This window comes from Streptomyces sp. NPDC047869 (assembly GCF_040704065.1).
GTDB lineage: Bacteria > Actinomycetota > Actinomycetes > Streptomycetales > Streptomycetaceae > Streptomyces.
Genome location: NZ_JBEYRK010000001.1, coordinates 457,634 through 478,063, shown reverse-complemented (window position 1 = coordinate 478,063; position 20,430 = coordinate 457,634). Strand labels below are relative to the sequence as shown.

The window sequence follows — 20,430 nt, the reverse complement described above, 5'->3', positions numbered from 1 at the left end:
AGCGGATCAACGAGAAGGGCCCCGCACACGGCGGGGCCCAGCCGTGGCCGCCGGCACTCCAGCCGCGGCCGCCTGCTCTCAGCTCTCCTTGTGGAACGTCTCCGCAACCTTCAGGAAGATGTCGTTCGCCTCGGTCTCCCCGACCGTCACCCGCACACCCTCACCCGGGAACGGCCGGACCACCACACCGTGCTCCTCGCACGCCGCGGCGAACGCGACCGTGCGCTCCCCCAGCCGCAGCCACACGAAGTTGGCCTGGGTCTCCGGCACCGTCCACCCCTGGGCGCGCAGCGCGTCGACCACGCGCGTGCGCTCGCACACCAGCGAGCCGACGCGGCCCAGCAGCTCGTCCTCGGCCCGCAGTGAGGCGATCGCCGCCTCCTGCGCGAGCTGGCTGACACCGAAGGGCACCGCCGTCTTGCGCAGCGCCGCCGCCACCGGCTCATGGGCGATCGCGAAACCGACGCGCAGCCCGGCGAGACCGTAGGCCTTGGAGAACGTGCGCAGGACGCAGACGTTGGGCCGCTCCCGGTACAGCTCGACGCCGTCGGGCACCTCGAGGTCACGGATGAACTCGCGGTAGGCCTCGTCCAGGACCACCAGCACGTCCTTGGGCACCCGGTCGAGGAACCGTTCCAGCTCGGCCCGCCGCACCACCGTGCCGGTCGGGTTGTTGGGGTTGCAGACGAAGATCAGACGCGTCCGCTCGGTGACCGCGTCCGCCATGGCGTCCAGGTCGTGCACGTCGCCGGGGGTGAGCGGCACCTGGACCGAGCGGGCCCCGTTGATCTGCGTGATGATCGGGTACGCCTCGAAGGAGCGCCAGGCGTACATCACCTCGTCACCGGGGCCGCTGGTCGCCTGGATCAGCTGCTGGGCGACGCCCACCGAGCCGGTGCCGGTGGCGAGGTGGGACAGCGGGACGGCGAACCGCTCCGACAGCTCCTCCATCAGCCCGCTGCAGGCCATGTCCGGGTAGCGGTTGAAATCGCAGGCGGCCGCGGTCACGCTCTCCATCACGCCGGGGAGCGGGGGATACGGGTTCTCGTTGGAGGACAGCTTGTAGGCGACCGGCCCGCCGGCCGCGGCCGGCTTGCCCGGCTTGTAGGTGGGGATACCCTCCAGCTCGGCGCGCAGCTTGGGGCTCGTCTCGCTCACCGCAGTCCTCCTCGCGACCACCGGCGGCCCGTCGACGCCGCCGGCTTCCAATACTCCACACCTTATGAGGATTCGGCCCCGCTGCGTACAGGTGCGGGACGACGGGAGTCCAGCCTCTTCCGTCACACAGGCATCAGGGGCATCACCGTACGAAGGCGTACGTACCAGGGGGCGTGTCGCACATATATCTACGCGCCGGTGGCTCACGCCCTGGCGCGCATCCCTCGTGAAGGTGAGTTGAGACCTCTTCGAGACCTCGGCCCCTTGGCAGGCCCACGCCCGTCGGCACGTCACGTCCTATCATTGGATCGTTCAACTGCCTTGATTTCCCAGGTAGTTAGGCGCCATCTGCCATGCAGAAACGTGCCTGTCAACGCGTGCATATGCGTCCGCACTACCCCACCGCATGAGCCCTACTATCGGCTCGCCATGACAGCAGCAGGGAAGCACCAGGTGAGCCGCGCGGAAACCTCACGTCGAGGCAGCCGGCCGGGCCGGGCGGGCATCAGAGACGTGGCCGCCGCCGCCGGGGTCTCCATCACGACCGTGTCCGACGCCCTCAACGGCAAGGGCCGGCTCCCGGACGCCACCCGGCGCCATGTCCGCGAGGTCGCCGACCGGCTGGGGTACCGCCCCTCGGCCGCCGCCCGCACCCTCCGTACCGGCAAGTCGGGACTGATCGGCCTGACCGTGACGACGTACGGGGATGAACCTTTCACCTTCACGGAGTTCGCCTACTTCGCCGAGATGGCCCGGGCCGCCACCTCCGCCGCGCTCGCCCGCGGCTATGCCCTGGTCATCCTGCCCGCGACCTCCCGCCACGACGTATGGTCCAACGTCGCCCTTGACGGCACGGTCGTCATCGACCCCTCCGACCAGGACCCGGTGGTCAGCGAGCTCGTCCGGCAGGGCCTGCCGGTCGTCTCCGACGGCCGCCCGGCCGGGTCGCTCCCGGTCACCGCATGGGTCGACAACGACCACGAGGCCGCCGTCCTCGACATCCTCGACCACCTCGCCGACGCCGGCGCCCGCCGCATCGGCCTCCTCACCGGCACCACGACGGACACGTACACCCATCTATCCACCACCGCCTACCTGCGCTGGTGCGAGCGGGTCGGCCAGGACCCGGTCTACGAGGCCTACCCCGCGCACGACCCCTGTGCGGGCACCGTCGCCGCCGACCGGCTGCTCGCCCGGCCCGACCGGCCCGACGCCGTCTACGGCCTCTTCGACCCCAACGGCACCGACCTCCTCGCCGCCGCCCGCCGCTACGGCCTGCGCGTCCCCGACGACCTGCTGCTGGTGTGCTGCAGCGAGTCCACGGTCTACGCCAACACCGAGCCGCCCATCACCACACTCTCCCTGAAGCCGCGCCGGATCGGTACGGCCGTCGTACAGCTGCTCATCGACGCCATCGAGGGCGTCGACTCGGACCAGCCCGTCGAACAGGTGATACCGACCGAGCTGATCGTGCGTACCTCGTCCCAGCGACGTCCTCCGCGCACGACCGTCAGCCCGCCACGGGCCCCGGAGAAGGGGTAGCGGGCGGGCCGCCGCCCGGTGGGGTGACCGGAGAGCGTGCGGTGGTCGCCCCCTCGGCGGTGGACACGAGGAATCCGGAGCGGCGAGGCCGGCCCGCGCGACCACAGCCCGCCCGGCCCGCGGCTCCGTTCACCCGCCCGGGCGGGCCGGCCCGCCGTCGCCGTACGGCCCACCGGTGCCAGGCAACCGGTCGAAACCCCGCCCAAACGTAATGAAAGCCGCGGTGAACCGGAGTCTCGCTCCGATTCACCACCCCTGGGTCATCACACGGAGCGACGCGCGTTCCTATGATGGGCCCACGACACCGCGGGGCCGCTGCGACCAGGCAGTCCGAAGCGGTGCAGCTGCGGTGCGATGGTGGAGGGGTCTGATGACTCAGGGGGCCGGTCGGGGACCCGAGGTGGAGCGGACGGCGACGTTGCGCGACTTCCGGGTGCCCGCGTACGTCAACGAGACCGGTCCGTACGTCCGCAGCCACCCCGGTGACACCGTGCCGCCCATGGACGAGGCCTACCCCGAGGGCTACACGCCCACCCAGCGCGACCTGCCCGTCATCAACCGCGGCGACACGCTGCAGGTGTCCGTCGAGCCGGCCCCCGTGGCCCCGGACCCGCAGCCGGCGACCGGCCCGGGCCCGCTGTACGTGGTCGGTGACGTCCACGGCTACCTGGACGAACTGCTGGCCGCCCTGCGGGAGAAGGGGCTGGTCGACGCCGACGGTCAGTGGAGCGCGGGCACCGCCCGGCTGTGGTTCCTCGGTGACTTCACCGACCGTGGACCCGACGGCATCGGCGTCATCGACCTGGTCATGCGGCTGTCCGCCGAGGCGGCCGCCGCCGGCGGGTACTGCAAGGCCCTCATGGGCAACCACGAGCTGCTGCTGCTCGGCGCGAAGCGGTTCGGCGACACCCCGGTCCACTCCGGCGCGGGCACCGCCACCTTCCAGGCGGCCTGGCTGCTCAACGGCGGCCAGAAGACCGACATGGACCGTCTCCAGGATCACCACCTGCAGTGGATGTCCCGGCTCGACGCCGTGGAGGAGGTCGACGGGCATCTGCTCATCCACTCCGACACCACCGCCTACCTCGACTACGGCGACTCGATCGAGGCGGTCAACGACACCGTCCGCGAGACCATCACCCGTAACGACGCGGACGAAGTCTGGGACCTGTTCCGCAAGTTCACGAAGCGGTTCTCCTTCCGCGACGAGGGCGGCGCGGAAGCCGTGCGCTCCCTCCTCGATACGTACGGCGGCACCCGCGTCGTTCACGGTCACAGCCCCATTCCCTATCTGCTCGGCGAAGTCGGATCCGAGGAAACCGAGGAGGACGACGGCCCCTCCGTGGAGGGACCGCACATCTACGCCGACGGTCTCGCCATCGCCATGGACGGCGGCGTGACCATGGCCGGGAAGCTGCTGGTCCAGCAACTTCCCCTGAACGCCTGAGGGTTCACCGGGCTGATCGAGTCCGACCGGATGCGCCCAGGCCAGCACGCAATTTCCGGCAACCCCCTGTCACCGCGTGGCGTCACGGCTCTACCATCGGCTTATCCGTAGCAGGCTCCCCTCCGTTTCTGCCCGACGGCTCGCCGGCGTGCGAGCCCCAAGCCCTACGGAGCATCGGGGGATGCACATGAACAGCGTTCCGCAGCACCTGCTGAACGAGGACCGCCAGGAATTCGAGCGGATCCTCGATGAGGCGCTGCGCTCCGCGCCCCAGCGACCCGAACTGGCCGCTGTCGGACAGCGGCTCAACCCGGAACAACTGCGCACCATGGCACTCAACGCCACCACGCTCATCACGGCGGCCGCGGCGACCGAGTACCAGCACTACGTGAAGGCCCGCGAGGAACTGCGCCGCCCGGCGCCGTCCGTCCCTTCGGCCACCGACGACACCGGGTCCGCGGAGCCGGGCGCGGGCCCGGTGGGTCTCGCCACCGCCCTCGGCGAGGCCGCCGAGACCACCGGCGCGGGCGCCGTCGCCGTCGTCGCGGTCCTGGCGCCCGTCCTCGCCGGCACCGCCGCGGCGATCTTCCTGCTCGTCGGCTACATCCTGAAGATGCTGGCCCCCGGCCAGGCCTTTGCCCAGACCATGCTCACCGCGGGCTGGGTGTTCGGCGCCGTGACCGCCGCCGCGGTCCTCGTCGCCGGTGCCGGGCTGCTGCTCACCGCCCTGCGCAACAGCGCCGCGGCGGAAGCCGGAGCGCATGACGCGGCCGACGCGGAGGTGGCCAGGGCCAGAGAGGCATGGCGAGAGGCCCTGCTGGAACGCGGTGTCCTGCCGTTCCTGCGGGACGCGCTCGCCCAGCCCGGTACGGCCCCGCTGCACCGCACGGCACCCACGGCCCCGACGAGCCGCATGCCGCGCCTCGGCTACGGACGCCCCGGCTTCAGCAGCCCGGACGACGGCTCCGGGTCCGACCGTCCGAGCTTCAGCAGTCCCGACTACACCAGTCCCGACTTCGGCGGTCCGGAACACCAGCCGGAATAGCCGGCCCGCGCTCCCTCGTGGGGCGCCTGCAGGACCCCGGCCGGCGCACGGCAGGGCAGTGCCGGCGGGCACGCCGCCGACCTCTCCGCGCCGCCCGACGCCCGGGGCCCGGCACGCCCCGGGCCGACGGCCGCCTTGGCCGGGTCAGTCGGCAATCGGCAGGTACACCCGGTTGCCCGACGCCGCGAACTCCTTCGACTTCTGAGCCATGCCCTCCTCGACCTCGGCCCGGGTACCGCCGTGTTCCCGGCGGATGTCCTGGGAGATCTTCATGCTGCAGAACTTCGGCCCGCACATGGAGCAGAAGTGGGCCGTCTTGGCGGGTTCGGCCGGCAGGGTCTCGTCGTGGAACTCCCGTGCCGTGTCGGGGTCCAGGGCGAGGTTGAACTGGTCCTCCCACCGGAACTCGAAGCGGGCGTCGGACAGCGCGTCGTCCCACTCCTGCGCGCCCGGGTGCCCCTTGGCGAGGTCCGCCGCATGGGCGGCGATCTTGTAGGTGATGACCCCGGTCTTGACGTCGTCACGGTTGGGCAGGCCCAGGTGCTCCTTGGGCGTGACGTAGCAGAGCATCGCCGTGCCCCACCAGGCGATCATCGCGGCGCCGATACCGGAGGTGATGTGGTCGTACGCCGGCGCGATGTCCGTGGTCAGCGGGCCGAGCGTATAGAACGGAGCTTCATCGCAGATCTCCTGCTGAAGGTCGATGTTCTCCTTGATCTTGTGCATCGGGACGTGGCCCGGGCCCTCGATCATGGTCTGTACGTTGAAACGCCTGGCGATCCGGTTGAGTTCCCCGAGCGTGCGCAACTCCGCGAACTGCGCCTCGTCGTTGGCGTCCGCGATCGAGCCCGGCCTCAGACCGTCGCCCAGCGAGTACGTGACGTCGTAGGCGGCGAGGATCTCGCAGAGCTCCTCGAAGTTCTCGTACAGGAACGACTCCTTGTGGTGCGCCAGGCACCACGCGGCCATGATCGAGCCGCCCCGCGAGACGATGCCGGTCTTGCGGTTGGCGGTGAGCGGCACATACGGCAGGCGCACGCCGGCGTGGACGGTCATGTAGTCCACGCCCTGCTCGGCCTGTTCGATCACGGTGTCCTTGTAGATCTCCCAGGTCAGTTCCTCGGCCCTGCCGTCGACCTTCTCCAGCGCCTGGTAGAGCGGGACGGTGCCGATGGGCACGGGGGAGTTGCGCAGCACCCACTCGCGGGTGGTGTGGATGTTGCGGCCGGTGGAGAGGTCCATCACCGTGTCGGCGCCCCAGCGGGTCGCCCAGGTCATCTTCTCGACCTCCTCCTCGATCGAGGAGGTGACCGCGGAGTTGCCGATGTTGGCGTTGACCTTCACCAGGAAGCGCTTGCCGATGATCATCGGCTCGATCTCCGGGTGGTTGACGTTGGCCGGCAATACCGCGCGGCCCGCCGCGATCTCCTCACGGACCACCTCGGGAGAGACGTTCTCCCGGATGGCCACGTACTCCATCTCGGGCGTGATCTCACCCCTGCGCGCGTACGCGAGCTGGGTGACCGCCTGGCCCTCACGGCCGCGGCGCGGCTGACGCGGGCGCCCGGGGAACACCGCGTCCAGGTTGCGCAGCCCGCCACGCGGCGAGGTGTGCTTGATCCCGTCGTCCTCGGGTCGGACGGGGCGGCCCGCGTATTCCTCGGTGTCACCGCGGGCGATGATCCAGTTCTCCCGCAGCGCCGACAGCCCCCGGCGGACATCGGTGTCGGCGAGTGGATCGGTGTACGGGCCCGATGTGTCGTACAGCGTGACCGACTGCCCGTTGGTGAGGTGCACCTGACGGACCGGCACACACAGGTCGGGGCGTGAACCCTCGACGTACGCCTTGTGCCAGCCGATGGACTTTCCGGCCTCCTGGGACTTCTCGTCCTGAACGGAGGCAGGCGTGCGTGCGTCCTTGTTGGTCATGAGACCTACTCCCTACGCCGGCATTACCCGGTAACAGGTTCGGCGGTCGACGCAGCGGTTTCCGACTTCGGATGTCTCCCGAGGAATGACGTTCCACGTGAAACATCGCGTATACGGAGGTCAGCGCCCTCTCAGCCCGGTGCTCCGAGCTCCCGCGTGTGCAAAAGGTGCCTCCACGCTAGCGTCAGTTCGGGCGCGGTGAACAGAGGGCCCCCTTCGTTCTTGCGATGATCGGGCGGTGACCACGACGGAACAGCACCCCTACCCGCCCTCCGAGCCGCCGCGTCAAGGCGGCTCCGAACCAGGCCGTGGCCATGGCCACTCACACGGTCACAGTCACAACCATGGGCCCGCCGCGCCGGTTTCGAAGCACCTGCGCAAGGTCATCGCGGCGATCCTCGTCCCGTTCACCGCGGCCGTCGTGGTCGGCCTGATGATTCTGTGGCCCGGAGGAGCCCCGCCGCACGAGCGCACCGGTGTCGGCTTCGACCGGCAGACACAGCAGGCCACGGTCACCCAGGTGGTGGAGCTGAGCTGCAAGTCGGTCAACGCATCGGGCGGTACGGCGGCGGGCGGCACCTCCGCTCCAGGCGACGGCTCGGCACAGAACGAGGCGAAGGGCACCTGCAGGAAGGCGACGATCCGGGTCGACACCGGCAAGGACGAGGGCCGGACCTTCACCGAGATCGTGCGGCCGGACCAGTCACGGCAGTTGCACCAGGGCGAGAAGGTCGTGGTCGCCTACGAGCCCTCGGCGCCCAAGGACCTGCAGTACTCGGTGACCGATGTGAACCGGAAGTTCCCCATGGCGCTGCTCGCGGGCATCTTCGCGCTCGCCGTCGTCGTGGTGGGACGGATGCGCGGGGTCATGGCCCTGGTCGCGCTGGCCGTGAGCTTCCTGGTGCTGACGTTCTTCATCCTGCCCGCGATCCTTCAGGGCTCGAATCCGCTGCTCGTGGCCGTCGTCGGGGCGAGCGCGATCATGCTCATCGCGCTCTACATGTGCCATGGCCTTTCAGCGCGTACCTCGGTCGCGGTGCTCGGCACCCTGGCCTCCCTGCTGCTGATCGGCGTTCTCGGCTCCGGGTTCATCGACTGGGCCGCGTTGACCGGCAACACGGACGACAGCACCGGTTTGATCCACGGTCTGTTTCCGTCGATAGACATGAGCGGTCTGCTGCTGGCCGGAGTCATCATCGGTTCGCTGGGTGTCCTGGACGATGTGACGGTGACCCAGACGTCGGCGGTCTGGGAGCTGCACGAGGCGAATCCTGCGATGGGCTGGCGCGACCTGTACCGGGCAGGCATCCGGATCGGACGCGACCACATCGCCTCGGTCGTCAACACCCTTGTGCTCGCCTACGCCGGTGCCGCCCTGCCGCTGCTCCTGCTGTTCTCGATCGCGCAGAGCAGCGTGGGCACGGTGGCCAACAGCGAGCTGGTGGCCGAAGAGATCGTGCGCACGCTGGTGGGTTCGATCGGGCTGGTCGCCTCGGTTCCGGTCACCACTGCCCTCGCCGCCCTGGTGGTGTCGGCCGACCGGCCCGGGCCGGCCGGTGCCGGAGGCTCCGGTGCGCATCCCGTTCCGGCGCGAGGCGGCAGGGGGCGGCGGCGCAAGCACTGAGCACGGGGCGTCAGGGTCGGGACACCGCCGAAGAAGCGTTCCTGCGGAGGCCCGGGCGGCAGTACGTCAGCGCCCGGCGCCCCACTGCCACGGTCCCTCAGCCGGCGCTCTGCTCCTCGGCCAGAATGCGGTCCAGAGCCTCGTCGAGGTGGGCGTCGAAGTCGGCCAGTGCACCCTCCTGGCCGAGCGGGACCAGTTTGTCCGTGCGGTCGAGGAAGGCCACGAGTGGCGGCGTCGAGGAGCGGAACAGCGCCTGGTCACTGCCCACCTGAAGCCGGATCAGCACCTCGCCCAGCACCTCGGTGTCGGCCGGAGCGATGTGCACATCACCCTCCCCACACGGCCGGCCGACCCCGTCGATCAGCAGTTCCCGCCCGAAGGCCCAGGTCACCGGGGCGTCACCGGGCAGATGGAAGGTGAGACGTACGGCGTAGGGATCACAGGTCTCGTAGCGCAACTCCACCGGGATGCGGAAGGAGAGCTCCTCGGACACGAGAAAACTCATCATGACTTCTGCCTGTACGGATTCGCGCATCGCCTACCCCGTCATATGACGTCGACTGGCCGGGAATGATCCCCCTCGACTGTGCATCAAATCTTGCTCAACGTACATGGCAGATCACAAGGAGTGAGTTTTCAGATACTGATAGAGAGGGACAGCGCGCCCAGATGCCGCCCGATCCCGGCCTGCAGGCGCAGGGCCGCGGGCAGCAGCTGTTCGCTCTGATGTACGGGGAGTGAGATGGCCATCGCGGCCGCCGTCGTACCGACCGTGATGGGGATCGCGGCACAGACCGTTCCGAGCGCGTACTCCTGCCGCTCCACCACCGGCTCCATGCGCGGCGTCCTGGCCAGCCGGCGCAGGAGAGTGTGGTTGTCCCGCACCGAGTACGGCGTGAGGGACCGTGCCGGATAGCGGCTCAGGTGGTCCCGTCGGGCCTCCTCGTCCAACTGGGACAGCAGGCACTGCCCGATCGCGTGCGCGTGCCCGGTCTCGCGGAAGTCGGCCCACTCCTCGACCGCGGGTGTCTCCCGCGAGTCGGCGACGCACACGACCTCGATCTCGCCGGCTTGGTACATGGCGTAGTACACCGGGGCACCGATGCAATCGCGCCAGTACGCGAGGGTGTCGGCCACCGTGCTGCGACGTTTCTGCTGCGCTCCGCTGCTGCTCAGCCGCTCGGCCGCGTCACCGAGGAAGAACAGTCCCTTGTCGCGGCGCAGATAGCCCTCGTGCACCAGGGTGCGCAGTAGGTGATAGGCCGTGGGCAGGGCGAGGCCGGTCTCGCGGGCGAGTTGTTTGGCTGGGGCGCCGTACTCGTGGACCGCGACGGTCTCCAGCAGGCGCATCGCCCGCTGGACGGAGCCGATGAGGGTCGCCGCCTGCGGCTGCTCCGGAACCTCCGGGGGCCGTGCGCCTCCGGGGCCGGTCGCGGGACGCGGTTGTCCCGGGACGGCCGCCGCACGGGGCCGCTGCCCATGGGGCACGCACGGTCGCGGTGGGGCGGGGGGTGCGTGGGGTTCTGCCGGTGCGGTGTCAACCGTGGCCAAGGGTCACTCCGGGGGCGCGAAGGTGGGGCAGCCCGTGCGGTGGAACACGGGTGAGGGTGTGTGCCGCGCGCGGGGCCCGGCCCCGCGTGGGTTCCGAACCTAACCGTCCGCCACCGCGTGCGGACGGCCTGCCGGGAAAACTTCCCTCCCCCGAGGGAACCGGTGTTTTCCGTTACCGGTCACCGGCTCCCACGCCCCTCACCAATCGCTGCGCGACGAGGAGTTCGACATGAACTTGCGCACGACGTAGATCAGCCCGCCGACCAGCGCGACGAAGACCAGCGCCTTGAAGAGCAGGCCGATCACGAAGCCGATGACGGTCGCTATCAGGCTGCCGAACACGACCAGGGCGATGACCGGCACCGCGACCCACTTCACCCACCACGGCAGCCCCGCGAAGATCTGTCGCATTGCCCTCGTCCTTTGCGTTCCGTTGTGTCCACGACGTCCTGCGCTCTGTCCTGGACACAGTCCCGATGTCTGCCATCGATGCTAGGGCCGCCGAGGGGGCGTGCGGGCGCCTCGCACCCCTTGTCCTCCCCTGACCCGACCCCTAGGGAACCCCGAGCCCGGAGCTCAGGCCTCGGGTGGAGAGAAGACGACCAGTACCCTCAGGTCCTCGCTGATGTGGTGGAACTTGTGGGCGACGCCGGCCGGTACGTACACCACGCTGCCGCGTGCCACCTGGGTGGTCTCCAGGCCGACCGTGATCGACGCGCGGCCGCTGACGACGACGTACACCTCGTCCTGGTTGTGCGGCTTCTGCGGGTCGTGTTCGCCGGCGTCGAGGGCGTACAGGCCGACCGACATGTTCCGCTCCCGCAGGAACTGAAGGTAGGCCCCTTCGTTGGCGGCGCGCTCCGCCTCCAGTTCGTCCAGCCGGAATGCCTTCATCGCCGTTGTCCGCCCTCGCCTCTGCTCGCCCTGGATCCGGTCTGCCACGATCAGACACATGAAGAATTTCGTAGTCAAGACGATCGCCAACGCGGCCGCTCTCGCGATCGCCGTCTGGCTGCTCGACAAGATCACTCTCACGGGCGACAGCACGGGCAAAAAGGCCGGCACCCTGATCGTCGTCGCGCTGATCTTCGGCCTGGTCAACTTCCTGGTCAAGCCGATCGTGAAGGTGCTCACCTTCCCGCTGTTCCTGCTGACGCTGGGGCTGATCACCCTGGTCGTCAACGCGCTGATGCTACTGCTGACCTCCTGGGTCTGCGGCAAACTCGACCTGAGTTTCCACGTGGAGGGCTTCTGGACGGCCGTACTCGGCGGACTGATCATCTCCGTCGTCTCCTGGGCGCTGAACCTCGTCCTGCCCGACGAGGACTGAGCTCGCCATGACCTACCGCGTCTGTTTCGTGTGCACGGGCAACATCTGCCGCTCCCCGATGGCCGAATCCGTCTTCCGCGCGCGCGTGGAGGAGGCGGGCCTCGGGGACCGGGTGGAGATCGGCAGCGCGGGCACCGGCGACTGGCACGAGGGGGAGGCCGCCGACCCGCGCACCGTCACGGTCCTGGACGAGCACGGCTACCGCAGCGAGCACGTCGCACGGCAGTTCCAGCCCGCCTGGTTCGCCCGCCTCGACCTGGTGATCGCCCTGGACACCGGCCACCTCAAGGCCCTGCGCCGTCTCGCGCCCAGCGAGGAAGACGCCCGCAAGGTACGCCTGCTGCGCTCCTACGGTCACCCCTCGTCCGACCGGCCCACGACGGCCGGTGCTCCCAGGGACACCTGCGACGACCTGGACGTGCCGGACCCGTACTACGGGGCGCCGGACGGCTTCCAGGAGTGCCTTGAGATGGTGGAGGAGGCGAGCACCGGTCTGCTCGCCGCCGTACGCGAACAACTGGAGGGACGGATCGCATGAGCGAATCCACCAAGGGCGCGGACCGCACCGGCGACGGCACGCGCGCGGTACGGGCCGGACTGCCCGAACCGGTCAAGCACGAGCCGACCCTGCCCGGGCCCGTGTTCGCCGCGCACTTCCACCTGCCGGGCGAGGTTACGGGACCGTACTCCTACGGCCGTGACGACAACCCCACCTGGACCAACCTGGAGCGCGCCATCGGCGAGCTGGAGGCACCGGGACGGGACGACGTCGAGACGCTGGTGTTCGCGTCGGGCATGGCCGCGATCTCGGCGGTGCTGTTCTCCCAGCTCCGCGCCAGCGACGCGGTCGCCCTGCCCTCCGACGGCTACCAGGTGCTGCCCCTGGTCCGCGCCCAGCTGGAGGCGTACGGCGTCGAGGTGCGCACCGCGCCCACCGGTGGAGACGCCCAGCTCGAGATCCTCGACGGTGCGCGGCTGCTGTGGATCGAGTCGCCGTCGAACCCGGGGCTCGACGTGTGCGACATCCGGCGGCTGGTGGAGGCCGCGCACGCGCGGGGCGTCCTGGTAGCCGTCGACAACACGCTCGCCACCCCGCTCGGCCAGCGTCCACTGGAGCTGGGTGCCGACTTCTCCGTGGCCAGCGGTACCAAGCAGCTGACCGGACACGGCGACGTCCTGCTCGGCTACGTGGCCGGGCGCGGCGGCGAGGCGATGGCCGCCGTACGCCGGTGGCGCAAGATCGTGGGAGCGATCTCCGGGCCGATGGAGGCCTGGCTCGCCCACCGCTCCATCGCCACGCTCCAGCTGCGCGTCGACCGGCAGAACGCCACCGCGCTCGCGGTCGCCGAGGCCTTGCGACAGCGGCCCGAGGTCTCCGGGCTGCGCTATCCGGGGCTGCCCGACGACCCTTCGCACAAGGTCGCCTCGCAGCAGATGCGCCGCTACGGCTGTGTGGTCTCCTTCACGCTGCCCACGCGCGCGCGTGCCGAGCGGTTCCTGGAGGCGCTGCACCTGGTCGAGGACGCGACGAGCTTCGGCGGGGTGCGTTCCACGGCCGAGCGCCGCCGCCGCTGGGGCGGGGACGCGGTTCCCGAGGGCTTCATCCGCATGTCCGTCGGCGCGGAGGACCCCGAGGACCTGGTGGCCGACGTACTGCGCGCTCTCGACGAGTCGGCCGAGTGAGCCGTTTAAAGGCGGCGATCCCTATCGGCAGACGGTCCGAGCCTCCCCCCTCGTGGCTCGGACCGTCCTCGGTTCTGCGCGCGAAGAACCGCCCGACCAAGGCTAGTTGACTCTCTGTCAGTGTCCAATCACGGTAGCGACAGAGACCTATCGACTTATTTATAGTTGGTGCCTGCCCGGGGGCTCGAAGAGGGCAGGGAAAGGGGAGGGCGCGCCATGGACCTGGCCTTGCTGCGCACTTTCGTCACCGTGCACCGGGCCGGTTCCTTCACTCGCGCCGCGGCCCTGCTGGGCCTCTCCCAGCCGGCCGTCACCTCCCAGATCCGCACTCTGGAGCGACAGCTGGGCCGTCCCCTGTTCCTGAGACAGGCCCGCGGGGTGACGCCGACGACCATCGGCGACGAACTCGCACACAAGGCCGCGCCCCACCTCGACGCCCTGGTCGAGATAGCCGAGAGCGCCCCGGACGACGGGTCCTCGTTAGGGACGCTGCACCTCGTCGGCCCGCCGGAGTTCACCGCCGAGCGTGCCCTTCCCGCCCTGACCCGACTGACCGGCGAGGACGGCCAAGGCTTCGCGCTCCGCGCCTCCTTCGGCACCGCGGAGGAGGCTCTGGAGGGGCTGGCCGCCGGACACCACGACCTGGCCATCAGTACCGCCCGGCCGCGCGGCGCCCTGCTGACCGCGACCCCGCTCTGCGACGAGGAGCACGTGCTGGTCGCCGCTCCCCGCTGGGCCGAGCGGATCGGACCCGGAGCCCTGCACCTCAAGGGGGCAGTGGTCCTGGAGAACCTGCCCGTCGTGGAGGTCCACGAGTCCCTGCCGTTCGTTTCGCGCTACTGGGCCTCCGTCTTCGACTCCCGTCCGGCCGCCTCGGGCACGGTCATCGTTCCCGACCTGCGTGCCGTGCTCTCCTGTGCGATCTCGGGCGCCGGACTCGCGGTACTGCCCCGCTATCTGAGTGCCTCCGCCCTGGACCGCGGCGAGATCACGACTCTGTACGATCCCCCGGTGCCGCCTCTGCGCACCTACTTCCTGACCGCACGCACCGGCACCCTCGCCATGCCGCACATCGCCCGGGCGCACGAGTGGCTCCAGCAGGCCGCAAGCGGCTGGGACTGAAACAGCCGGCCCGACTTCACGGCTCGCACTCGAGCGGTGTCGAAGGCGTGATGTTTCACGTGGAACGAGCCGGGCCACATTTCCTCCATGACCGTCCGACCCGTGGTCAAGCGCACCGCCCGCGCCGTTCTGCTCGACGGTGACGACCTGATCCTGATCAAGCGCACCAAGCCCGGCGTCGATCCCTACTGGGTCACCCCCGGTGGCGGAGTGGAAGCCGCGGACCCGACCGTCGTCGACGCCCTGCACCGAGAGGTGTACGAGGAACTCGGCGCCAAGATCACCGATGTCGTGCCCTGCTTCGTGGACACCGTGGAGCACATCGGCGAGGACGGCGGCGCGACCGGCGTGAAAGTGCAGCACTTCTTCGTCTGCCGACTGGAGTCCATGGACCCGTCGCTGCGCCATGGCCCCGAGATGGATGACCCTCTGGGCGAGTACGAGATCGTCCGTGTTCCCTTCACCCGGGTCGGCATCGCCTCCGTCCACCTCGTGCCGTTGTCACTGCGGCACTACCTGGACGGCAATATCGAGGGCGTCCGCGCCATGCACGCCCCCGACCTCGGATAGCCAGCACGGCGCGTCCGGGAGAGCTACCACGGCACGTGGCCGTGGCCCACCGATGTTTCACGTGAAACGCCTGCGTTCGTCCGGGCCCGCGTGCACGGGCCAAGACGTGACCGAAAGCGTCCACGTCCGCATTGAAACCGGTGGACGAGCGGGGGGCTGGTCGGACAGCCTGACCTGCGTGCCGACTCCTTCGCTCGCTTCCCTGCCCATCCGGCGTCTGACGCTCCACGATCTGACCGCCTGCGCCGACTTGTCCGAGGACCGGGGGTGGCCACGTGAGGAACACAAGTGGGGCTTCCTCCTCACGGCCGGCAAGGGCTACGGCATCGACGACCCCGAGGGCGGCCTCGTCGCCGCGTGCGTCGTCACGGAGTACGGTTCCTGGGAACGCACGAACCTCGGCGCCATCGGCATGGTCCTCGTGGCCGGACGCCATGCCCGCCAGGGGGTAGGACGCCGCTTGATGCGGCATGTCGTATCACTCATGGGCACCACCCCGCTGACTCTGTTCGCCACACCCTTCGGGCGTCCGCTCTGCGAGGAGCTGGGCTTCAAGGTCACCGGCCGGTCCGAGATGCTGAGGGGGCACTTCACCTCCGACGGCACGGAATCCCGGGTCCCTACACGGCCGGCCGTCGCCGAGGACCTGCCCTTGATCCTCCAGCTCGACGAGGAGGCGTTCGGCACCGACCGCACTCCCCTCATCACTCGTCTCCCCTCCTTCGCCGACCAGCTGCGCGTGGCCGAGGAGAACGGCCGGATCATCGGTTACACGGCCGCGTGGCCCAATATGGACACCCATGTCGTCGGCCCGCTGATCGCCCGGGACACGGAGACAGCCAAGGCCCTCATCGCCTCGCTCGCGGCCCACACGCACCGCCCACTGCGCACCGACATCGATGTACGGCACGAGGAGCTGCTGAGCTGGGCCAGGGCACGGGGACTGGCCTCTGTGGCCGTCAACGCCGTCATGACCTACGGCATCACGGAACTGCCGGGGGACTGGCGGCATCGCTTCGCGCCGCTGACGGTGGCCGCGGGCTGAGCGGCGGCCCCCGCTCTGGAGCGGGGGCCGCCGCTGCCGGACGGAGTGGGCGGTCAGACAAGTACCGCAACGGCCGCGGCGGCGAAACCGTGGTCCTGCTCGGGCGCGCCGCCGCCTACACCGATCGCGCCGATCAGGCGGCCGTCCCGGTGGACGGGGAGACCACCAGCGATGAAGAGCAGCGGACGGTCGAGGGCGGTGGGCAGCGTGTGGAAGGGGCCACCCGGCTGCACGGCGTCCACGAGGTCGGCGGTGGCCGCGTTGAGCTGGAGCGCGGTGTAGGCCTTGCGAGTGCTGGTCTCGCCGGAGATCAGCACCGCCCGGTCGTCCCGGCGGAAGGCGAGCAGGTGGCCGCCGGCGTCCAGGACGGTGACGCTGACGGTGACCCCGGCCTCTTCGGCAGCGCGGCGTGCTGTGGCGACGAGCAGCTCGGCGTCCTCGATGGTGAGCGGGGCGACGGTGGTGGTGCTCATGGGGAGCGTTCTCCTTGTGCGGTGGTGCGTGAGGTGACGTGATGCCGCACGGGCCGGGGCGCTCGCGCCCCGGTGTTCCGGGCGACGGCCGGGTACGGACGTGCTGTCCGGTGGCCGGGACGGGCTCAGTGGTGGACCGGGGTCCGCTGCCCGCTGGGCGCCGCCGAAGCGACCACTGTGCCGCGCGTGTCGTGGTGGCGCTCGAGGGCTGCTGAGACCACGGCCAGGACCAGGGCGGCAGTGGCGAGGGCGGCACCGACCCAGTTGGGGGCGGTGTAGCCGAGGCCGGCCGCGATGACCATGCCGCCGAGCCAGGCGGAGAGGGCGTTGCCCAGATTGAAGGCGCCGATGTTGACGGCCGACGCGAGCGTCGGTGCCCCGTGCGCTTGGTCGAGGACGCGCTTCTGCAACGGAGGGACGGTCGCGAAGCCGAGGGCGCCGATCAGAGCGATGGTCACCGCGGCGGCGATCTTGTTGTGCGCGGTGAGCGTGAAGAGCGCGAGGACCACGGCCAGCGCGCCCAGGGAGACGTACAGCATCGGCATCAGCGCGCGGTCGGCGAACTTGCCGCCGATGAGGTTGCCGCCGACCATTCCGAGACCGAACAGGACCAGAAGCCAGGTGACCGAGCCATCGGCGAAGCCCGCGACGTGCGTCATCATCGGCGCGATGTAGGTGATGGCCGCGAAGACCCCACCGAAGCCGAGGACGGTCATCGCCATGGCGAGCAGCACTTGGACGTTCTTGAAGGCGGCCAGCTCATGGCGCAGGTGCACGCCCTCCGGCCGCGGCAGGTCCGGCACCAGCCGGGCGATGCCTGCCAGGCCGATGGCACCCAGAGCGGCGACGATGCCGAAGGTGACGCGCCAGCCGACGTTCTGGCCGATCAGGGTGCCCAGCGGAACGCCCACGACGTTGGCCACGGTCAGACCGGTGAACATCATGGCGATGGCCCCGGCCTTCTTGTCGGAAGCCACCAGTTCGGCCGCGACGACGGAGCCGATGCCGAAGAAGGCGCCATGGGCGAGGGACGCGATCACACGTCCGATGAGCATGACCGCGAAGGCCGGGGCCACCGCGGAGAGCAGGTTGCCGACGATGAAGAGACCCATGAGGAGCATCAGCATCCGCTTGCGCGGGACCTTGGTGCCGAGCACGGTCATCAGCGGGGCGCCGATCACCACGCCGAGGGCGTATCCGGTCACGAGCAGGCCGGCCATGGGGATGGAGACCCCGAAGTCGCCCGCGACCTCGGGCAGCAAGCCCATGATCACGAACTCGGTCGTCCCGATTCCGAAGGCCCCGATCGCGAGGGCCAGAAGCGCGAGAGGCATGTGGGGTGACCTTCCCAAACGATTGCAGGAGCGCTTTGCGTGCGTTCACAATAGTTGCAGACGCTGGCTAAATGCAAGCGCAGGCTATTGCAGAGATGCTCTACCCTGGATCCAGCCGCCCCGGGACGGAGGAAGACCCCAATGACAGCGACGGACCCCGCGCTCACCGCCCTCGCCCAGGGCTGGTGCGCCCTCTCCCTGCTGCACGGGAGGATCGAGGCACACATCGAACGCGCCCTGCAGGCGAAGCACGACCTGAGCGTGCGCGAGTACTCCCTGCTCGACGTGCTCAGCCGCCAGCACGAGGGCGAGGGCGGTCATCTGCAGATGAAGCAGGTCGCCGACGCGGTCGTCCTCAGCCAGAGCGCCACCACTCGGCTGGTGACCCGTCTGGAGGACCGCGGTCTGCTGGAGCGCTACCTGTGCCCCACCGACCGTCGCGGCATCTACACCAACGTCACGGACGCGGGTCTAAGGCTGCTGGACGAGGCGCGGCCCACCAATGACGCCGCTCTCCGCGAAGCGCTGGACGAGGCGGCCAGGAACCCCGAGCTGGCCCCGCTGGTGAGGGTCGTGGAGTCCCTGAACGTACCCGCATAGGGTTCGGACATGGGAGATCTTGAGATACGCGGGGCGACCGCGTCCGACCTGCCCGCGATCGTGGCCATGCTCGCCGACGATCCACTCGGAGCCCAGCGCGAGTCGCCCGACGACCTGTCGCCGTATCTGACAGCCCTGGAGCGGCTGACCGCGGACCCGAACCAGCGGCTCGTCGTCGCGGTGCGCGACACCCGGGTCGTCGGCACGCTCCAGCTCACGATCATTCCCGGCCTCTCCCGCAAGGGAGCCACCCGCTCGATCATCGAAGGCGTGCGCATCCACGCCGATGAGCGTGGCAGCGGCCTGGGGACTCAGCTCATCGAGTGGGCGATCGAGGAATCCAGGCGACAGGAATGCCACTTGGTGCAGCTGACCTCCGACATCAGCCGCACCGACGCCCACCGCTTCTACGAGCGGCTCGGTTTCACCCCCTCCCACGTCGGCTTCAAGCTGCAGCTGTGAAAGCGGCCGGTGGTGGGTGTTTCACGTGAAACACCCACCACCGGCCGCATCGTTCAGTCAGTCCACGATTCCTCGCCAGCCCGCCGGATCCACTCCGCCGGGCACACCGGCGCCCTTCTCGTAGGGCTGTCGCGTGAACACGAACGACCCGAGGTCCAGATGGCGCACGGAGCCGTCCGGGCGCCGCTCGACACGCAGGACCTCTCCCGCGTAGTAGCCCTCCAGTCCGGTCCAGGTGCCGTCACCATTGGACCGGAAGCGCGCCCGGCGCCCGGCGCCGGACATCGGCCCCAGGGAAATGAGGCCGTCCGCCGTCACGCGCAGGGCGAAGGCATGGGTTCCCCAGTACCACTGTCCGGCCAACTCCAGGACGACCGGGTCGACTTCGCTCAACGGACGCCAAGGGGCGGGAATCCGGGGCTCGGCCTCCGCGACGATGCGGACGAGATCGGCGCCCACCGCTGACACCACCGGGCCGGACGTGCAGTTGGTCAGCACCACGGCCGCCACACCGTCCTCCACGCTGATACTGAGGTTCGCGAGGAACCCCGGCAGCGAGCCGGAGTGACCCACGATCAGCCGGCCGTCGCGCTGCTGGATCTGCATGCCGAGGCCGTAGGCGGCGCCGTCGACGACGTCCGACGTCTCCGCCGGGGCCGCCGGTGTGCGCATCTCCCGGACCGATTCCGCGCTCAGTACCCGGTCGTCTCCCCCGGCCAGGAAAGCGGCGAAACGCGCGAGATCAGCGGTGGTGGACCAGAGCTGTCCGGCCGGCGCCATCCGGCCCAGGTCCTCCAATGGCTCGGGCAACAGCGCGTCGGCCCACGGATGAACGGCCCAGCCACCCGCGTGCGGCGCCTGCGGCTGGGCGCTGGTACGGGTCAGCCCCAGGGGCTCCAGCACCTCCCTGCCGAGCACATCCGTCCAGGCAGCGCCGCGCAGTCGTTCCACCAGAGCACCGAGCAGGGTGTAGCCGGGGTTGGAGTAGTGGTGCCGTCGGCCAACGGGATGCAGCACCGGCCGCTCTCCCAGCACATCGCCCAGCTCGGGACGCAGCGAACCAGGTGTCCGCTCCCACCAGGGGGCGGGTGACTCCGCCGCAAGGCCGCCGGTGTGCGCGAGCAGTTGGGCGATGGTCGCCTCTCCCGCGCCGGTACCCGCCAGGTGCTTCTCCAGCGGGTCATCGAGGTCGAGCAGTCCCTCGTCACGCAGTCGCAGCACCAGGACAGCGGTGAACGTCTTGGTGATCGAGCCGATCCTGTACTGCACGTTCTCGTCCGGCGCGTGCCCGTCGACCGAGGACCGCGCGCCGTGCCACACGGTCCGCCCGTCCCGGACGACCGCGGCGACCAGCGAGGGGGTCCGCCCTTCGGTCTGAGCGACGGCGATGCGGTGCAGCAACGCCCGCCGCGTGCCGGGGAGCAGCTCTTCCTGGGATGTCGTCATGCCCCCAGTTCAGCGGCTGTGCCGACGCACGTCGAGTCCATTTACCCGGCCCCGCGCGTGACGCCACGA

At 69.9% G+C, this 20,430-nt stretch carries 21 protein-coding genes and 1 riboswitch; of the genes, 12 read left to right on the top strand and 9 right to left on the bottom strand.

The window, feature by feature from the left end:
• Window positions 1-78 precede the first annotated feature (78 nt).
• Window positions 79-1,158, bottom strand: a complete 1,080-nt coding sequence (gene hisC / locus AB0924_RS02195) for a histidinol-phosphate transaminase (protein ID WP_358929739.1) — start codon at window positions 1,156-1,158, stop codon at window positions 79-81.
• Between the two features lie 429 nt (window positions 1,159-1,587).
• Here hisC and AB0924_RS02190 point away from each other — a divergent pair, with 429 nt between their 5' ends.
• The 3 genes from AB0924_RS02190 to AB0924_RS02180 all read left to right on the top strand — a co-directional run bounded on the left by AB0924_RS02190 (window position 1,588) and on the right by AB0924_RS02180 (window position 5,192).
• The gene (locus tag AB0924_RS02190; protein WP_358929737.1) at window positions 1,588-2,700 is read left to right on the top strand and encodes a LacI family DNA-binding transcriptional regulator; all 1,113 of its coding nucleotides are present in this window, start codon (window positions 1,588-1,590) and stop codon (window positions 2,698-2,700) included.
• Between the two features lie 370 nt (window positions 2,701-3,070).
• Window positions 3,071-4,147 (top strand): metallophosphoesterase, encoded by a 1,077-nt coding sequence (locus tag AB0924_RS02185; protein ID WP_366910447.1) that lies wholly within the window; start codon window positions 3,071-3,073, stop codon window positions 4,145-4,147.
• Between the two features lie 181 nt (window positions 4,148-4,328).
• Entirely contained in the window at window positions 4,329-5,192 is an 864-nt protein-coding gene (locus AB0924_RS02180) for a hypothetical protein (RefSeq protein WP_366910446.1), read from the top strand.
• Between the two features lie 144 nt (window positions 5,193-5,336).
• Here the strand turns inward: AB0924_RS02180 and thiC are convergent, their stop codons facing one another.
• Complete coding sequence (thiC, locus tag AB0924_RS02175; RefSeq protein WP_358929730.1) at window positions 5,337-7,121, bottom strand: phosphomethylpyrimidine synthase ThiC; 1,785 nt, start codon at window positions 7,119-7,121, stop codon at window positions 5,337-5,339.
• A riboswitch (TPP riboswitch) is annotated at window positions 7,114-7,287 on the bottom strand. (Overlaps the previous gene by 8 nt.)
• Before the next feature lie 72 nt (window positions 7,288-7,359).
• Between thiC and AB0924_RS02170 the strand changes: the two genes are divergently transcribed.
• On the top strand, window positions 7,360-8,745 hold the full coding sequence (locus AB0924_RS02170; protein ID WP_366910445.1) for a YibE/F family protein: 1,386 nt from the start codon (window positions 7,360-7,362) through the stop codon (window positions 8,743-8,745).
• A gap of 97 nt (window positions 8,746-8,842) precedes the next feature.
• Here AB0924_RS02170 and AB0924_RS02165 read toward each other — a convergent pair whose 3' ends face one another.
• The 4 genes from AB0924_RS02165 to AB0924_RS02150 all read right to left on the bottom strand — a co-directional run bounded on the left by AB0924_RS02165 (window position 8,843) and on the right by AB0924_RS02150 (window position 11,190).
• Window positions 8,843-9,280, bottom strand: a complete 438-nt coding sequence (locus AB0924_RS02165; protein WP_143630291.1) for an SsgA family sporulation/cell division regulator — start codon at window positions 9,278-9,280, stop codon at window positions 8,843-8,845.
• Between the two features lie 101 nt (window positions 9,281-9,381).
• Window positions 9,382-10,296, bottom strand: coding sequence for an IclR family transcriptional regulator C-terminal domain-containing protein (locus AB0924_RS02160; RefSeq protein ID WP_358929725.1), 915 nt, complete (start codon window positions 10,294-10,296; stop codon window positions 9,382-9,384).
• A gap of 198 nt (window positions 10,297-10,494) precedes the next feature.
• The gene (locus AB0924_RS02155) at window positions 10,495-10,707 is read right to left on the bottom strand and encodes a DUF5326 family protein (protein WP_358929723.1); all 213 of its coding nucleotides are present in this window, start codon (window positions 10,705-10,707) and stop codon (window positions 10,495-10,497) included.
• 165 nt (window positions 10,708-10,872) lie between these two features.
• Window positions 10,873-11,190 carry a cupin domain-containing protein gene (locus AB0924_RS02150; protein WP_132855170.1) on the bottom strand — a complete coding sequence of 106 codons (318 nt, stop codon included), beginning with the start codon at window positions 11,188-11,190 and terminating at the stop codon, window positions 10,873-10,875.
• A gap of 58 nt (window positions 11,191-11,248) precedes the next feature.
• On the opposite strand from AB0924_RS02150, the gene AB0924_RS02145 reads away from it, so the two are divergent.
• The 6 genes from AB0924_RS02145 (at window position 11,249) to AB0924_RS02120 (ending at window position 16,046) form a co-directional block, all read left to right on the top strand.
• On the top strand, window positions 11,249-11,626 hold the full coding sequence (locus AB0924_RS02145; RefSeq protein WP_351661667.1) for a phage holin family protein: 378 nt from the start codon (window positions 11,249-11,251) through the stop codon (window positions 11,624-11,626).
• A 7-nt stretch (window positions 11,627-11,633) separates the two neighbouring features.
• Window positions 11,634-12,164 carry a low molecular weight protein-tyrosine-phosphatase gene (locus AB0924_RS02140; protein WP_358929720.1) on the top strand — a complete coding sequence of 177 codons (531 nt, stop codon included), beginning with the start codon at window positions 11,634-11,636 and terminating at the stop codon, window positions 12,162-12,164.
• Window positions 12,161-13,309 (top strand): cystathionine gamma-lyase, encoded by a 1,149-nt coding sequence (locus AB0924_RS02135; RefSeq protein ID WP_358929718.1) that lies wholly within the window; start codon window positions 12,161-12,163, stop codon window positions 13,307-13,309. The genes AB0924_RS02140 and AB0924_RS02135 overlap by 4 nt, the downstream gene beginning before the upstream one ends.
• 216 nt (window positions 13,310-13,525) lie before the next feature.
• Entirely contained in the window at window positions 13,526-14,431 is a 906-nt protein-coding gene (locus AB0924_RS02130) for a LysR family transcriptional regulator (RefSeq protein ID WP_358929716.1), read from the top strand.
• A gap of 87 nt (window positions 14,432-14,518) precedes the next feature.
• Complete coding sequence (locus AB0924_RS02125) at window positions 14,519-15,001, top strand: NUDIX hydrolase (protein WP_358929714.1); 483 nt, start codon at window positions 14,519-14,521, stop codon at window positions 14,999-15,001.
• Between the two features lie 178 nt (window positions 15,002-15,179).
• Complete coding sequence (locus AB0924_RS02120; protein ID WP_366910444.1) at window positions 15,180-16,046, top strand: GNAT family N-acetyltransferase; 867 nt, start codon at window positions 15,180-15,182, stop codon at window positions 16,044-16,046.
• Between the two features lie 53 nt (window positions 16,047-16,099).
• On the opposite strand, the gene AB0924_RS02115 is transcribed toward AB0924_RS02120, so the two are convergent.
• Both AB0924_RS02115 and AB0924_RS02110 read right to left on the bottom strand, forming a co-directional pair.
• Window positions 16,100-16,519 carry a heme-binding protein gene (locus AB0924_RS02115; RefSeq protein WP_366910443.1) on the bottom strand — a complete coding sequence of 140 codons (420 nt, stop codon included), beginning with the start codon at window positions 16,517-16,519 and terminating at the stop codon, window positions 16,100-16,102.
• Window positions 16,520-16,644: 125 nt separating this feature from the next.
• Window positions 16,645-17,853: an MFS transporter gene (locus tag AB0924_RS02110; protein ID WP_358929708.1), complete on the bottom strand. Its 1,209-nt coding sequence runs from the start codon at window positions 17,851-17,853 to the stop codon at window positions 16,645-16,647.
• Window positions 17,854-17,994: 141 nt separating this feature from the next.
• On the opposite strand from AB0924_RS02110, the gene AB0924_RS02105 reads away from it, so the two are divergent.
• Together AB0924_RS02105 and AB0924_RS02100 are read left to right on the top strand one after the other, a co-directional pair.
• Window positions 17,995-18,453 carry a MarR family transcriptional regulator gene (locus AB0924_RS02105; RefSeq protein ID WP_358929706.1) on the top strand — a complete coding sequence of 153 codons (459 nt, stop codon included), beginning with the start codon at window positions 17,995-17,997 and terminating at the stop codon, window positions 18,451-18,453.
• Window positions 18,454-18,462: 9 nt separating this feature from the next.
• Window positions 18,463-18,915: a GNAT family N-acetyltransferase gene (locus AB0924_RS02100; protein ID WP_366910442.1), complete on the top strand. Its 453-nt coding sequence runs from the start codon at window positions 18,463-18,465 to the stop codon at window positions 18,913-18,915.
• 57 nt (window positions 18,916-18,972) lie between these two features.
• Here AB0924_RS02100 and AB0924_RS02095 read toward each other — a convergent pair whose 3' ends face one another.
• Entirely contained in the window at window positions 18,973-20,361 is a 1,389-nt protein-coding gene (locus AB0924_RS02095) for a serine hydrolase domain-containing protein (RefSeq protein WP_366910441.1), read from the bottom strand.
• Between the last annotated feature and the right edge of the window lie 69 nt (window positions 20,362-20,430).